14 protein-coding genes are annotated in these 14,095 nt (G+C 57.0%); 4 read left to right on the top strand and 10 right to left on the bottom strand.

What is annotated here, in order from left to right; all coding sequences use genetic code 11:
• Positions 1 to 41: 41 nt before the first annotated feature.
• The 9 genes from UH5x_RS09660 to UH5x_RS09620 form a co-directional block, all read right to left on the bottom strand.
• The gene (locus UH5x_RS09660) at positions 42 to 269 is read right to left on the bottom strand and encodes a hypothetical protein (RefSeq protein ID WP_482635538.1); all 228 of its coding nucleotides are present in this window, start codon (positions 267 to 269) and stop codon (positions 42 to 44) included.
• A 294-nt stretch (positions 270 to 563) separates the two neighbouring features.
• A complete protein-coding gene (locus UH5x_RS09655) occupies positions 564 to 1,697 on the bottom strand; it encodes an IS110 family RNA-guided transposase (RefSeq protein WP_482633045.1) in 1,134 nt (377 codons plus the stop codon).
• Between the two features lie 484 nt (positions 1,698 to 2,181).
• On the bottom strand, positions 2,182 to 3,486 hold the full coding sequence (locus UH5x_RS09650; RefSeq protein ID WP_482635537.1) for a TAXI family TRAP transporter solute-binding subunit: 1,305 nt from the start codon (positions 3,484 to 3,486) through the stop codon (positions 2,182 to 2,184).
• A 158-nt stretch (positions 3,487 to 3,644) separates the two neighbouring features.
• Positions 3,645 to 4,412, bottom strand: coding sequence for a proteasome-type protease (locus UH5x_RS09645; protein ID WP_047814070.1), 768 nt, complete (start codon positions 4,410 to 4,412; stop codon positions 3,645 to 3,647).
• The gene (locus UH5x_RS09640; RefSeq protein ID WP_047814069.1) at positions 4,409 to 5,251 is read right to left on the bottom strand and encodes a transglutaminase-like domain-containing protein; all 843 of its coding nucleotides are present in this window, start codon (positions 5,249 to 5,251) and stop codon (positions 4,409 to 4,411) included. Before UH5x_RS09640 ends, UH5x_RS09645 begins: the two co-directional genes overlap by 4 nt.
• Positions 5,248 to 5,625 (bottom strand): response regulator, encoded by a 378-nt coding sequence (locus UH5x_RS09635; protein ID WP_047814068.1) that lies wholly within the window; start codon positions 5,623 to 5,625, stop codon positions 5,248 to 5,250. The genes UH5x_RS09640 and UH5x_RS09635 overlap by 4 nt, the downstream gene beginning before the upstream one ends.
• Positions 5,622 to 7,583 (bottom strand): AI-2E family transporter, encoded by a 1,962-nt coding sequence (locus UH5x_RS09630; RefSeq protein WP_482635536.1) that lies wholly within the window; start codon positions 7,581 to 7,583, stop codon positions 5,622 to 5,624. Before UH5x_RS09630 ends, UH5x_RS09635 begins: the two co-directional genes overlap by 4 nt.
• 127 nt (positions 7,584 to 7,710) lie before the next feature.
• Positions 7,711 to 8,580 carry an alpha/beta hydrolase family protein gene (locus tag UH5x_RS09625; RefSeq protein WP_047814066.1) on the bottom strand — a complete coding sequence of 290 codons (870 nt, stop codon included), beginning with the start codon at positions 8,578 to 8,580 and terminating at the stop codon, positions 7,711 to 7,713.
• A gap of 247 nt (positions 8,581 to 8,827) precedes the next feature.
• Positions 8,828 to 9,580, bottom strand: coding sequence for an SGNH/GDSL hydrolase family protein (locus UH5x_RS09620; RefSeq protein ID WP_482635535.1), 753 nt, complete (start codon positions 9,578 to 9,580; stop codon positions 8,828 to 8,830).
• Positions 9,581 to 9,650: 70 nt separating this feature from the next.
• Between UH5x_RS09620 and UH5x_RS09615 the strand changes: the two genes are divergently transcribed.
• The 3 genes from UH5x_RS09615 to cyaB all read left to right on the top strand — a co-directional run bounded on the left by UH5x_RS09615 (position 9,651) and on the right by cyaB (position 12,317).
• Positions 9,651 to 10,778 (top strand): thiamine phosphate synthase, encoded by a 1,128-nt coding sequence (locus UH5x_RS09615; RefSeq protein WP_482635534.1) that lies wholly within the window; start codon positions 9,651 to 9,653, stop codon positions 10,776 to 10,778.
• A 19-nt stretch (positions 10,779 to 10,797) separates the two neighbouring features.
• The gene (locus UH5x_RS09610; protein ID WP_482635533.1) at positions 10,798 to 11,682 is read left to right on the top strand and encodes a hypothetical protein; all 885 of its coding nucleotides are present in this window, start codon (positions 10,798 to 10,800) and stop codon (positions 11,680 to 11,682) included.
• Positions 11,683 to 11,750: 68 nt separating this feature from the next.
• Complete coding sequence (gene cyaB, locus UH5x_RS09605; protein WP_047814062.1) at positions 11,751 to 12,317, top strand: class IV adenylate cyclase; 567 nt, start codon at positions 11,751 to 11,753, stop codon at positions 12,315 to 12,317.
• Here cyaB and UH5x_RS09600 read toward each other — a convergent pair.
• The gene (locus tag UH5x_RS09600; RefSeq protein WP_047814208.1) at positions 12,303 to 13,046 is read right to left on the bottom strand and encodes an SDR family NAD(P)-dependent oxidoreductase; all 744 of its coding nucleotides are present in this window, start codon (positions 13,044 to 13,046) and stop codon (positions 12,303 to 12,305) included. The two genes, cyaB and UH5x_RS09600, sit on opposite strands and share 15 nt — an antisense overlap.
• 302 nt (positions 13,047 to 13,348) lie before the next feature.
• Between UH5x_RS09600 and UH5x_RS09595 the strand changes: the two genes are divergently transcribed.
• Positions 13,349 to 13,684, top strand: a complete 336-nt coding sequence (locus UH5x_RS09595) for a hypothetical protein (RefSeq protein ID WP_047814061.1) — start codon at positions 13,349 to 13,351, stop codon at positions 13,682 to 13,684.
• The last annotated feature ends 411 nt before the right edge of the window (positions 13,685 to 14,095 follow it).

The following is a 14,095-nucleotide window of genomic DNA, read 5'->3' as shown; positions in this document are numbered from 1 at the left end:
TCTCTTCACCGGGGATCTTGAACAGAGGACTTGAGCTTCGGCTAGGCGACGCGTTTTGATCCGCGACCAAGGATGTTTTCGGTGAGCGATTCGAGGCCGGCGTAGATGGAACCTTCGAGTCCAGTTCCTTCGGCGGCTGTTGCGAGCGTGTGACGGGCGTCGCGGAGTGTGAAGTAGGCAACGGGTGCAAACCCACCTGTCGCCGCTGCTATGTAGGTTTTTTCGTCAAGGGTGAATTTTGGATCTCGCTGGGAGATTCCGATCTGCATCGCAAGCTGCTATTCGATCGTGACAGGATTGCCGTCAGATCAGTAAACGAGTTCGCTTCGCAAAGCGGGTGATTCAAGTGAGAGCCGGATCATTCTCCGCGACGGGGAGGACCCAGCGACGATTCGATCGCGACTCTCGAAGGACTCTTGGCCAATGCGGGAATCTCTTCAAAAGACTTCAAGCATCAACCCTGTGACGAAAATTCCTCTCCTAGCAGGTGACGGTTCGGTTGTTGGATGTGGTTCAACTTCAATTGCGGATTCAGTGGCATCGCACGGTGGTCGTTCTCTCTTCTAGGCAGCTTGCATCCTCGAAGCCTCTTGAAGATCAACTGGGCCGCTCCGCCCGAGTAATTCGCTCGACACACCGCACTCCAAGGCACGATGCCACATCACCACCCCGAGCTTCCGCATCATCGCCACGAGTGCTTTCTTGGTTCGTTTGCTTTGGCCCTGTTTGATGCGATGGTAGTCCTTCGCCGCTGACTCACTCCGCGAGATCGATACCCAGGCCGCTTGACAGAGCAATTTGCGAAGTCTGGCAGGCCCCTGACGCGTGATTCGGCCTTTGCGATTGTCACTCTCTCCACTTTCATGACTCGAAGGAACCAGCCCCAAATACGCACCAACTTGCCGGCGATTGCTGAACCGCGTCAGGTCACCCATCTCGGTCAGGAACGTCATCGCCGTCAACAGCCCAACACCAGGAATCTCACGCAGCCTTTTATGAGCAGCGGCGTAACGCGATTCGCCCGATAGTTTTCGCAACGCGCTGTCGAGCTTGGTCTGTTCCTGACGGAAGGCTTCGTAACGATCCGCTAGTCGCTCGAACGTCGCGGCGACGACCGAGTCCATCTGAGCGATCACGTCTTCTCGCAGCCAGCGAACGAATCGCTTGGTCCAGTGGGTTTGATACCACGACGGCTTGGTGATGCCGCGTCGCTTCAGCCCCGAGAGGATTTTCAGTTTGACGCGAGTCAGCTCGTCGCCGACGTCGATCCGAGCCCGGACGAGCTCCCGGTCATCACGAAGTCGCTGGGGTGGCGTCCAGACGACCGGCAGCGAATTACCGGCTAAAACGTGACCACGGACTTGTTCCAATAGCATTTGAGCGTCCTTGGCATCCGTCTTGAGCTTGGCGGACTTCGGGGTGGTGGGCAACAGTGATGGCGAAAGGACGTAGCATTCGATGCCCGCTTCGTGCAGTTCGTCGGAGAGCCCGAACCCGAGCCCGGAGGCTTCGTATGCAAAGACAATTCGCTGGCACCGCTCTTTGTCAGCGAGCCGTTTGATCCGCGCGATCATGTTTCGGCGTCCCGATGGATTGTTTTCGTGGGCAAGTTGCTGGGGCACTTGCGTGCCGACGGCGTAGCGAAGGAGCATGCTGCGGTCGTGAAGGTCGCAGCCAATCATGATAGACTTGGACATGGATTTGGTACCTCGTTGTGGATTGTTTCAAAAGCTATTAAACGTCCCAACGAGTGTGCCAAATCTTTTCCACTCTGACTTGCCCCCTACATAGTTTCTCCGCGGCTTGGAACCATTGCGGGTTCAACTGGGACCTCGGGTTAAAACCCGAGGCTGCCGTATGCCACCGCTCCGCGGTTTGGATGGAGAACATCTTGCCGGTTTGCAACGGGCGGAGTGAAGGCGTAGGCCAGGTCTCACCTGGCACCGAGCCGAAGCTTGGGGACGAAGCGAGGCGTTCAGAAAACCTTCCATGGCGAGGGCGGTGTTCCCCGGCAATGAACCAGCGCCAGGTGGGACCTGGCCTACAAGCGGCAACGCGTCCGTCGTGAACCGGCGCGGTCGCGAGACCATCGCCTGATTCACCAAGAATTCGGACGCTCATCAACTCGCACCTCTGAATTCTGGCGAATCCAGCTACCGACTTGATTGCCAATCGCCTGCTTTAGGTTCGCCCTGCGGTAACCGCTGCTCGTTCGATCTCGGCCCGGCAGCGACGGATCATGTTCTGCAGGATCACAAAGGAATGGTCTGCGTCGAGTCGCTCCTCAATCAGTTCCTGGCACGTGGTCGATTCGATTGCTTCCAGGTCTCGCAACGCGTCGCCAAAATTTGAAAATCCTTGGCTGCCCAGCGAATCAAGGATTTGTTGAACTCGACCGTAGTACACATCCACTCGGTTCTTGCGTTTCTGATCAATCCATTTCTTGAGCCCATGCAAGCCACTGGCAAGCAATAGCGCCACGGTGATCAACACCCCAATCGATTCAGCGTTCTCCGCCAAGTACCCGGGTTCGTTTCTGCGGAAGTAAGCCTCCGCACCGCGATGAAGTGGAAACTGCAGTTGAGTCTGACTGGACTGTTCATCGAGTCCGCTGAGGAGTGAAATCTTCCGTCCCAGGACCGCACGATGTGCGAAAAGGGTCTGCACCAAATCACTGGCAAGCTCTTCCTCCCAGCTCGCACGGCATGCCAGAACGGCGCCGATGCCGACCGAAGGCGTCGGGCTGGTCGGACTGCCTTCGTACGACATCAATGGAATTTCAGCAAACTCCGCGTGCGGGTAGTGCGTGCGGAACCCGTCAATGAATGCCCGCTCTGAAACGAAGGTTCCCTCGCTGTCCACGGCGCGGATTTGGATCGGCACCAGCTCAAATTCGGGGTTCGCAATCAAGTCTTGGATGATTTCCGATCCCAGCCCCACCAGAAAGAATGCCGCGTCGACGTCTCCCGAACGCAATGCCTCGGCGGAGTCGGAGAAACCCAAGTTCAGCTGCTGGCTGGTTGGAATTTGGACCCGAGAAAACCGCAGCAACGCTTCCACCAACGAATGGGTCCCGCCTGATTGCGAACCCAAGTTGGTGGGGTGTCCTGCCAAGTCGTTCAAGCATTGGATGCCGGCATCCTTTCGGCAAACCAAGTGCAACACTTCGGTGTACAGCATTGCCAAGCTGCGAACGCGTTCATCGGCGACGGCATCATTCTGCAAGATCGCAACGTCTGCCGTTCCGTTTTGCAGTCGGGTGACGTTCTCGTGGCTCCCCTCGCTGGAGACCACTTCACAGCGGACCGCCGGGTGACGAGTGGCGTACGAGTCGCCAATTTCCTTTCCGACTTGAAAGTAGATGCCTTGCTCAGAGCCCGTCGAGATCACCACCGTCTGGTGCTGCGTGCCACCAGCCAAAGCAATCCAAGCCACCCAGCAAATGAGCCCTCCGAAAAGAGCCAGCAAAAAATTCGTCCAACTCATTCAGTCAACACCCAGCTCAGCCCTTCGCACGGATCATGTCCAGTGCAGTGTAGCAGTGCATTCTCGCAACGTGTTGCTCACTGACCTCGTACGGGAAAAGGTGGCAATCCTGACCCGTTTAAGACTGGGGCAAACGTTTGTCGCGGGAAAACAAACTGCTACTGGGGGGGTGGGTTCTGGTTGGGCTGGAAGACGTCTGGGGCAGGCGAGATGCCTAGCAATCCATCTGCCCATTGCATGGGCAGTTGGGCCAACGCGTCTGACAAGGTGGAGGACCACCATGCGGTTGTCGTTGCCAGGTCGCTTTCGGAGTAACGGGAGAACGTCGGCACCGTGGACTGATTTGGTAGGACCGCGATATCAAGGGGGTAATCCACATCGGTGACGCTGGTGCGAGTGGCATCGAAGGCGAGAAGTGCTAGTCCGACCGCAGATCGCAACGAGGTTTCGTAGGTCAACAAGCGGTCCAAGATTGGCTTGCCGTAGTACGTTCGTCCGATCACGAAATAGGGAGCATCCTCCGCCGCTTCGATCCAGTTGCCCTCTGGATAGACGTAGAACAACTGCGGGCTGAAATCCCCGGTCAGCCTCCCGCCAATGATCGCATGGGAGTTGAATTTGTGATTGGTCGATTGCAATGCCGCACCATCCTCAGCCTTCACACGACGGAGTTGCTCGCCAAATCGATTGACGAGTTGGTAGAGACGCTGAACATCAGCGGAGTCATTGCGAAGTGACTCATCCAAGTACGTGATCGCCTTGTCGCGGACGGACCGCAGCCCACTCGTCATCGTGAATAGGCTTTGACCGTTGTGCTGGAACTCAGCCAATTTCTGTTTGTTGGACTGCTCGCTACCGCGAACGATTCGCGTGTCTGCCAGCGCGACGATCCCCTCTCGGACCTTGATCCCGATGCAAAATGTCATGCGCTGCTGACCGCCGTTTCAACATTGGATGGGTCGAGTAGTCCATCGTCAGGCAATAGATTCACTGCCGAAACTTCCATCTCAACACTCTTCGCACTGCCGCGAATGGTGCTGAACGCCACGTCGGCGGCGTCACGGCCGGTGCTGATTCGAACGAAGCCACCGACGGGTGCGAGTCGTGTTGCGTCGAACAAAAACCAACGGCCGTCAAGGTAGGCCTCGAAGAACCCGTGGAAGTCCGGCGGGTTCAAGTTGACGGCATAGCCGGCGACGTAGCGTGCCGGGATTCCCATGGCTCGGCACAGGCTGATCGCAACGTGGGAGAAGTCACGGCAAACCCCCTGTTTCAGCTGCAGCACATCGCAAGCTGTTGACGTTGGACCGGTGCTGCCCGGGGTGTATGACAATTCGTTGTAAGTCCAATTGCAGATCGCCGTCACACGCGAATAGCCCGGCAGCAAATTGCCAAACTCTTGCATGGCAAAGTCCAGGAGTTCGTCCGATTCGCAATAGCGACTTGGATTGAGGTAGGTCAGCACGTCGGCTGGCAATTGCTCATAAGGGGTTTCACCGACGTCAGTCGCTTCGACTTGCTCCGCGTTCAGGTTGACCGTGGCGTTGTAACGAATCGTCAAGTCGCCAGGTGGGACCGACAGTCGAACGAGACGGTTTCCCAGCTGACTGACAGCACACTCATGGATTTCATGAAACGGTTCGACGATGAACGCTTCGTCGACAATCGGTTGGTGCTCGTTTTGGGCAACCGAAATGTTGAATAGAAAGGTGGTGGGTGACTTGACTTGATAGACGATTCGGCTTCCGACTTTGATTTGATTCATGATGCGCTCGTTTCTCCTAAGAGGGATGTGATTTGATCGAATAGTTTGTTGAAGTCGACTGGTTTCGGATGAAAAGCATCGCAGCCGGCTGCTTTCGCTCGTTCTTCATCGTCGGGCAACGCATAGGCTGTCAACGCGATCACAGGAATGCGTTGCTCAGGGTCTGCAGCACGGATCTGGATGGTCGCTTCGATGCCATCCAGTTCGGGCATGTTGATGTCCATCAAGATTAACGCGGGGGCCGTTTGGGCACAGGCGAGGACCGCTTCCAATCCATTGTTGGCGGTGGCCACTGCAAATCCCTGTCCACGAAGTTTCCGGCTGACGAGATCGCGAATGTCGTGGTTGTCTTCCACCAGAAGGATGGTCGTCATGAGGTCGTCTGGGGTTGAGGGAAGGAGGTGCTTGTTTGACGGGCGTGTCGCTGAGTGATGGAGACCAATTTGCTGTGCGTTTGTGAATACGAAGTTGTCATCGCTGTCGCCCCCGCCTTGCGGAACTTGACGAAGAGTTTGTCGAAGTTTTTGAACTTACCGAGGCAGGCGATCACGACCGCTCCCGAGTAGCCTTCGCTGCGAATGGCTTTGCAGAGGTAGCGGGCTTGAACAAAGCCACCTTTGGGAAGGACTGCGATGACCACGGCAAGCGGTTTGGCGTCGGCAATCATGCGAGCAATCTCTTGCGGCATCATGTCGTCCTCCACCCCGTCGAGTTGATAATACGCTCGGCCGCCGAGTCGGAGTAGTTTCAGGACGAGCGTTTCGCTGTGGTGGTGGGAGTTGGTGCCGATGATTCGACTTTGGGGCTCCACGCTGGGCGTTTCGGTTGGTTCCTCTGCATCCAGTTGCGAACGGAGCGCGAGGGAGACGCGGTTGTCTAACTCCGGGATCATCCCAGCAACCATCTCAAAAAGTCGGTCGGCGTCGGAATCGCTCAGGTTTTCCGCGTCGTGGTCGGTTCGAATTCGTTTGAGTGCAGGCAGGACAACGTCATCGCAGGCTTCCTCCAAACCCTCCGCTTCGAAATGATCGAACAGGATTTCGTGGGCTCGGTGCTCGTCGAGCGCGAGGAGTCGCTGGTAGAAACGAATCGACGGCTTGATTTCAACGTCTTCCCCCAGGAGTGTCGCAATGATCTTGAAACGAGGCACGTATCGTCCCAGAACAACCAAGCAGACAGTCAACGGGGTGGAAAGCAGCAGGCCCACGGGGCCCCACAGCCAACCCCAAAAGACGGCCGCGACAATCACCGCGACAGCGGAAATGCCGGTGCTGGTACCATACAACCATGGTTCAATGACATTGTTGCTGACCAGTTCCAGGGTGGTGATGAGCGCCACAACCGCCAGAAAGACGCTGTAACCAGGGAAGACCGAAAGGGCGATCGCGGAGGGGAAAATTGCGGCAGCGGTGGGGCCGAGGTACGGCACGAACCGCAAGCACGTCGCCAACACGCCCCACAAAATGGCATTGGGAAACGCTCCGTCTTCGGTCATGGTCAACCCGATGATGGAAAGCCCGATCGCCAACACGAATCCATAGCTGGTGTTGATGATCGTTTGGGCGACCAAGTATCGACTGATGCGGCCGGCAGCCTCATCGAGGGCTTCTGTCGTCGTGACATAATTGCCATGACTGACCACCGCTATCATTCGGTCCCGTAAGTCTTCACGATGGATCAGCATGAACAACGCGAACACCGTCACCAGGCCAGCGGTCGCGAGTGGTCCCAGCAAGGTCCCAGCGGTCGAAGCCCAGGACGCCAGCGGCAAGGCTTCTTCGACGGATTGAACGTAGAGGGGGCTCTTGGCTGTTGTCCCATCGTTGGGGAGATCGCTGGGAGCCACTTTGGTTGGCAGGAGCTTGTCAGTCCACTGCTGAAAAATGGTTTGGTCTTCAGCGATCTGGTCTGTGGCTTCCTGGCCGGGGTCGGCATCCTTGACCATGGCCTGAGTGACCTCATCGGCCAAATTGTCCAATTCGCCTCCCATGCCGGTCGTCATGCCCGCGATGCTGCGAGCCTTCGAAACGAGCTCGTCTTTGTGGGTTGGAAGGTCGCCGACCAGGTTGGTTAATTCGCGGCCAAGCAACGTGAACGTGCCAGCGAGCAAAACGAATGCAAACGCCGCCGTGATCACAACGGCTGGGATGTTAGGAATGCCCCATCGCTGCAAGCGATCGACGATCGGGGTGAGCAGAAACGACAGCAATAACCCGAGTGCGAGTGGAATGAACACGTCGCGAGCAAAGAACAAAGCGGCAACGGTCAACACAACCGCTAGCAACTGAGCGACCGCCGCAATGGTGGCAAGATCGGATTTAGTTTTTGCCATTCATGCGTTCAGGTTGAAAGGGCGATCGTTCGGGAAAACAGGACCCTTTTCAACTACGCAAAGCATGTACCCATTTCTTCAGACATTGAGAAATGTCACTCCCAGGGCAGCGCGAGACGAAGCTGGGTCAGGGTTTTTCGGTGAGATGAGTGACAAACCAATCCACCATCGCGTCGGTCGCCTGCTTTGCGTCTTCGCCTCCAAACCCGTGACCTGCGTTTTCGAACTCGATCAATTTCGTCTCGACGTTTGCTTTTTCGAACGCCACCAGGATCTTGCGACTGTGCGAGATCGGAACCAATTCATCTTTGGCTCCTGCGAGCAACAGTGTCGGTGCGTCGTCGGGCGTGACGTGAACGATCGGTGAGTCAGGTTCCGCCGTGTTTGCATCGATCTCCAATGCCGGAAAACGCTCATAAGCAGCCAGCCGGTCCGGCGCGTCCATGGCCATGATTCGCAGGTCAGTGGGAGCCACGTAAGCAACCACGGCTTGGACACGATCGCTGACTTGGTCGACGGGGTCTTTGGAGTCGGCGTTTCCTTCATCGGATGCCGTTCCGAGCATCAGTGACAAATGCCCTCCCGCACTCATGCCGAACACGCCGATTCGATCCGGATCGACTTGGTAGGCCTCTGCATTCAGCCGAATGAAACGCACGCTGCGACGAACATCCGCAACCGCTTCGGCGATGGAAAACCTGGGACTACTGCCGTGTCGCACGGCGAAGACAGTGAACCCTTGGTCGGTCAACGGTTTGAACCGGGGTTGGATTTGTTCCGGTGGTGACCAGCTGGAGTACCAGCCGCCGCTGACCATGAACAGCACCGCCGCTCCGTTGGCGTTCTGAGCTGGTGTGAACACGTCAAAAGTCGTTGCCAAGCCAAACTTGTGACCGTAGACAACATCCGGCTTGATCATCACCTCCTCGGCACGGATGAGAGACGGGGCCAAGAGTGAGAGCACAGCCAGCACAGTGGAAAAGACAGTCAATCGCATTGGGAAACCAGAATGAAGGGAACGGATGCCAAGTTGTAAAACGCCGTCGGGGCCGCCCTGGATTGATGCCGGAAGGCCTTCTTTTAAATCCGCAATGCGGGCTATGCAGGTCGGCAGGAGTCGTTCGGCATTTAGAATGTGATGGCAAGCGTGGTTGCTTCCACGCCCAACCGGGTCTAACGCCCAAACGGCTCACATGGTGATTTCCGATCATTCCTGCCGACCTGCTTCGTTCCCAATTGTCAGGTCATTGCTGGAGTGCTGCTGAGACGACTTCGGCGACGTGTTCGCCGAGCAATTTTGATCCCGCCTGTGTGTAGTGCACGTTGGCTTTGCGTTGCATGGAGGCATGCTTCATCGCAACCTCATAAAAGGGATCGGTTTGAATGCCTCCAATGGATTCCATGACCTGGGCGGCGGCTTCGTTGTAGCGTGGGCCATCTTCCGCCAGTCGACCCTGGGATCCTTCGGGGACCGGAGTGGTCTCGCGCCAAATCACGGTTGCGCCAGTTGCTTTTAACTTTTTCGCGATGGTTTCGAGGTTGGCGGAGTACTCCTCGAGTGGGACTTGTCGTTGGCTGGTCGGCAGTTTGGGATCGGCCAAACTCTTGCCATTGGGGCCCATGAATTTGAGATCGTGCAAGCCAAAGTTGAAGTGGATGACATCCCACTTGCGATCACCCAACCAGCGGTCGAGTTGTTCCAGCCCGCGGGTGGTGGGGCCGCAGTTCGTGTTGGGGCGGAAGACGTTTGCTGTGCCTTCGAGGGCTCGTCGGGCGTCCAACATGTAGCCAATCGAAATGGAATCGCCAATCAACAGAACGTTGGGGAGGGCCGGATCGATTTGGGGTGGCGCAAACGGGTCGTTCGCACGTGCTTGACGTGGCGAAGACTTTTGGGTCGGTTGATCGGCGTGTCCGACGGCGAGGAAACCGAACGGTAGGAAAGCCGCGATCGAAATAATGGCTGCGGTGGAAAACCGGAGGCGAGAGATGGACATGGCGGGGCGGTCAGTGGGAAGGGGCGAAGGTGGGATCCATGTGGAATAAACAGAGCGAGCAACGAGACGAATGACGAATGCCGAATCCAGAACCGTGTTGCGAATCTTGGATGCCAATGCAAATCGCGCTGGCGAAGGGCTTCGGACGCTCGAGGAGTCCGCTCGCTTCATCTTAGACGATCTTTGTCTGACGGATCGCCTGAAGACGCACCGCCATGATTTGGCGGTCGCGATGGGGCGGTGGAACCGGTTGCAACTGATCGATTCTCGTGACACGCCGGGGGACGTTGGCACACAAGTGACAACCGCAAGTGAGCAGTCGCGAGCGGACCTTTCTGCGGTGATTGCGGCCGCGACGACTCGGACTCAGCAAGCTCTGCGGTGCCTGGAAGAGTATGGGAAAACCAGCGACCCTGCGTTTGCTGCGAAGATCGAATCGATTCGTTACCAGTGTTACGCCACGTTCCGGGAATTGGAACTGAAGATGGCTGGCTCGAACACGCGTTCGCGAAAGTTACGCGACGCGAGGTTGTATGCCTTGATCGCGTGCGAGCCCAATGCGGATCGTTTGGAAGCCCGGATTGCTGAGTTGGCCGATGCCCAAGTCGATGTGATTCAGCTCCGTGATCCAAGCGTCGACGATCGGACTTTGTTTGAACAAGCAAGGATTGGGGCGGCCATCGCCAAGCAGCGGGAAGTGCTGTGGATCATCAACGACCGGGCCGACATCGCTGTGGCAGCGGACGCAGATGGAGTGCATGTCGGGCAAGAAGAGGTGCCGGCGGATGCGCTTCGCGGCGTGATGGGCAGGGAACGCTTGATCGGGCTGTCAACGCACGACATCGAACAAGTTCGCGAGGCTGCTCGCACCACGGCGGACTACATCGGGTGTGGGCCGACGTTCCCGGGAAAGACCAAGTCGTTCGATCACTTTCCCGGCTGTGTGTTCTTGAAGCAGGTCAGTGATGCGGAGCAAACCGGAGAACTTGCCTTGCCCGCCTTCGCGATTGGTGGCATTGGGCTGGACAATGTGGAGCAAGTGTCGCAGGCCGGGATCGGGCGCGTTGCGGTCACAGGAGCTTTGGCATCTCATGAAGGGCTGCGTCAAACGGCATCGACGATGCGAGAAATCCTGGAACGGGTTCCGCTCCGTTTGACTGCCGACTCAGAAGAGGTCGGTTCCGTTCTGGAACGCTAACCACAGGGGAACGTCGAGGATGAGTCATCCATGCCTGTTTTTGCTGAAGTTCTCTGCGTGCGTGCTGGTTGCGATCGCATTGTCAAGTTGCGTTCCTGCGGAGGAACCCTCGTTCGTTTCGGTTGAGTTGGTTGACAAGGAACTGAACGAGAGCAGCGGGTTGGTGTTTTCGTTGAAGGACCCAAGTTGCATCTGGTCCCACAACGATTCCGGAGATCGTGCCCGGTTGTTTGCGTTCGATGCCAAGACCGGGCAAGCGACGGGGCAATGGCAGTTCCCGGGTGTCGTGGCGGTTGATTGGGAAGACCTCGCCATGCTGCCGCCGAGCCAACCCGGCGGACCGGCGAGATTGGTGATCGCGGATTGCGGGGACAACCAAGCCAAACGTGGCCAGATCGAGTTGCTGGTGGTCGATGAGATGGATCCCCGGCAGTCTGGCGAGATCCAGCGTGAACAGGTTCGCTTGGTTCGCGTCACCTATCCCGATGGGGCTCATGATTGCGAGGCGATATGGTTCGACGAACCCTCGCAAGAGTTGATGTTGCTGTGCAAACGATTCGTGCCATGGGTGGGGCTGTATCGAGTGGCCTTGTTCAACGAGACGACTGGCCAACTGAACCAAAAAGTCACCGCGGAGTTGGTGACTCAAGTGCCGATTGCGTTGGCGACGGCAGCGGATCGAGATGCCAGAACAGGCGACGTGTGGGTTGCGACGTATTGGCAAGCGATGAAGTTTTCCAAGGCCGATCACGCCTCGTTGGAAGACCAAATGGCACAAACGCCCACCGCAATTGATCTGCCCAAATTGAAACAGGTGGAAGCGATTTCGGTCGATTCACAATCAGGGGTGTGGGTGACCAGCGAAGGTGCTCCGGCACCATTGGTTCAGCTGAATGTTCCCTGACTGGACAACGCCACTTTGAAACAGCGACACGAATCCAATTGCAAATTCTTACAAGTGAAGGAACAGGAATGTTTGAAGTCGAATTGAAATTTCGCGTCGGCAATGTCGACGAACTCCGAGAGCGGCTGGCGGAGAACGATGCGGTTCTGGTGTCGGAAAATGAAAACCAAGACACCTATTACAATCATCCGTCGCGTGACTTCGCCGAATCGGGGGAAGCGTTGCGAGTCCGGCGAATCGATGGCACGCCATTGGTGACCTACAAAGGTTCCAAGCGACCGGGGGCGGTGAAGGCTCGCGAGGAATTGGAATGGCGCTTGGATCCAGGCGATCCGACGGGGGAGTCCATGGAGACGTTGTTCGATCGACTTGGTTTTCAGAAGGTTGCAACGGTGACCAAGCAGCGAGAAACGTTTCACCTGGGATCAACCGATCCGATGACCGTCACGATTGATCGTGTGGATGGGCTGGGCGAGTTTGCCGAAATTGAACGTGTGTTGCATGAACGTTCGCCCAGCGACGAGGCGGTGGAAACAGCTCGGTCGGAAGTCGTGGGCTTGGCCACAGCCTTGGGACTGGATGCACCGGAGTCGAGAAGCTACTTGCGAATGCAACTGGAATTATCGGGTGGCTGATTTGATGGAGCTCAGTCCGCCATCGACTGCGATGTCCTGGCCAGTGATCCAGGCGTTTTCGGGAGCCAGCAGCCACGCAATCATCGAGGCGATGTCCTCGGGTTGGCCGAGTCGCCCCAGCGGGTGCATGGATCGGCTGGCTTCTGCCGAACGTTCATTCTGCCAGACCCGGGCGGTCAATTCGGTCTCGACCAAACCGGGTGCAACGGTGTTGATGCGGACGTTGCCGGCCGCATAAGTCGCGGCTGCTGCGCGGGCCATGGCGGCAACTCCCGCTTTGGCAGCGGCGATGGCTTCGTGGCTGGTCAAGCCGATTGCTGCGCCGCCGCTGGACATCAACACGATCGAACCACCGCCCTGTTTTTTTAAACGAGGGGCGATTGTACGGACCAACCCAAAGGCGGTGATCAGATTGGCTTCGAGCACAGATTGAAGATCCTCTTTGCTGGTCAAGTGAGCTGGCTTGAGTAGGATCGAACCGGCCAAATTCGCTGCACCATCGAGTCCGCCAAAGTGTTCGATTGCGTAGTCGGCGACGCCAGCCAATCCGTCCCAATCGGTTGCATCACAAACCTGGAAAGGCTGTTGGAGTTCGTTTGCGAGCGTTTGCAGGTTGGATTCATTTCTGCCGACCAGCATCACTCGGTGACCATCCGAAACGAGCTGTTTGCAAAGCGCAGTTCCGATGCCGCCGCTGGCACCAACGATCATGTAGTTGGACGATGTCATTTGGATGGATTGCGTCTGTGGTTGGAATTGGTAGGACTGATTCACAATAGGAGAACGGCAAATGACGATTGACCGCCAGTCCGATGCGCTGGTCTGCGACGAATGTTCGGACGAAAGGTCTTTCACCGGTCACGCCTGTCAAAGCGGCGGTTCCGTGTGATCGTTGGATGTTCGGGTTCGGAACGTCTGCGGTCGATAACAAATTCATGGCACCGATGAAATCAGCTTCGCGGCGGTGACCTCCCCTGAATCGCCGCCATCGGATTGATTTGCTTTCACCTCTCCAACGGAATGATTCCGCCATGACGAAAAAAGACACCTTTCGCGTCGTTGCTCGCGGTAGTGACGGTTCGCTTCAAATTCGCGACTACGTTTCTCTGGATCCTTTGACGGATTTCCACGAGCAAGTCGGCGTGGACGACTGCAGCACCGACTTGGCTCTGCGGGGCATGCCTATCTTTCGTGGCCTGATCGGCCCCATGCCGGAAGGCAAGAACATCGTTCGCTACGAGACGCCAGAGGTGTTTGAAATGCTGACGAAGGAGTGGGGCATTACAAAGCCGAAGAAACGTCGTCGGCGTGCGAGCGATAAAAAGCCAGTCGAAGCGTCGAGTGAGTCAGGCGAACTGGTTTCTTAGTGGAAGCCGCCTCCACTGACGGCACCGTGGCAGCGCCGCTCGAAACATCGAGCGGCCGCTGGCAGTCGCAATTCCTGTTGCAGCAGGTTCGCTGAACGGCTGAGCCTGCTGCCAGTCTTTTCGTCCACCGAAGAGTGTCCCTCGGGATGCTTCTCCGACGCTGCTCTCCCGCGCCGAACTTGTCTCGCGGTCGAAGCAAACTGGTTCCGCCGATCCAGTTGCTGCAGCGACATCTTGCCTGAGTGATTCCAGTCAGGCACACCCGTGGGAACGTTGAGGGACGCCTCAACATGAAAGTCTGTGCACCGGTTCCAGGTGCATTCACTTTCGGTTCTCACCGTCTCAGTGCGATATTGCGCACGGTAATGCGGGAAAAGAAGCCGTTACCGAACCGGGGGGCTGTGCTAGCCT

The sequence above is a fragment of the Rhodopirellula sp. UH5 genome (genome assembly GCF_056839225.1).
The sequence above is the reverse complement of the archived record's forward strand: the minus strand, read 5'-3'. Positions and strand labels throughout refer to the sequence as shown.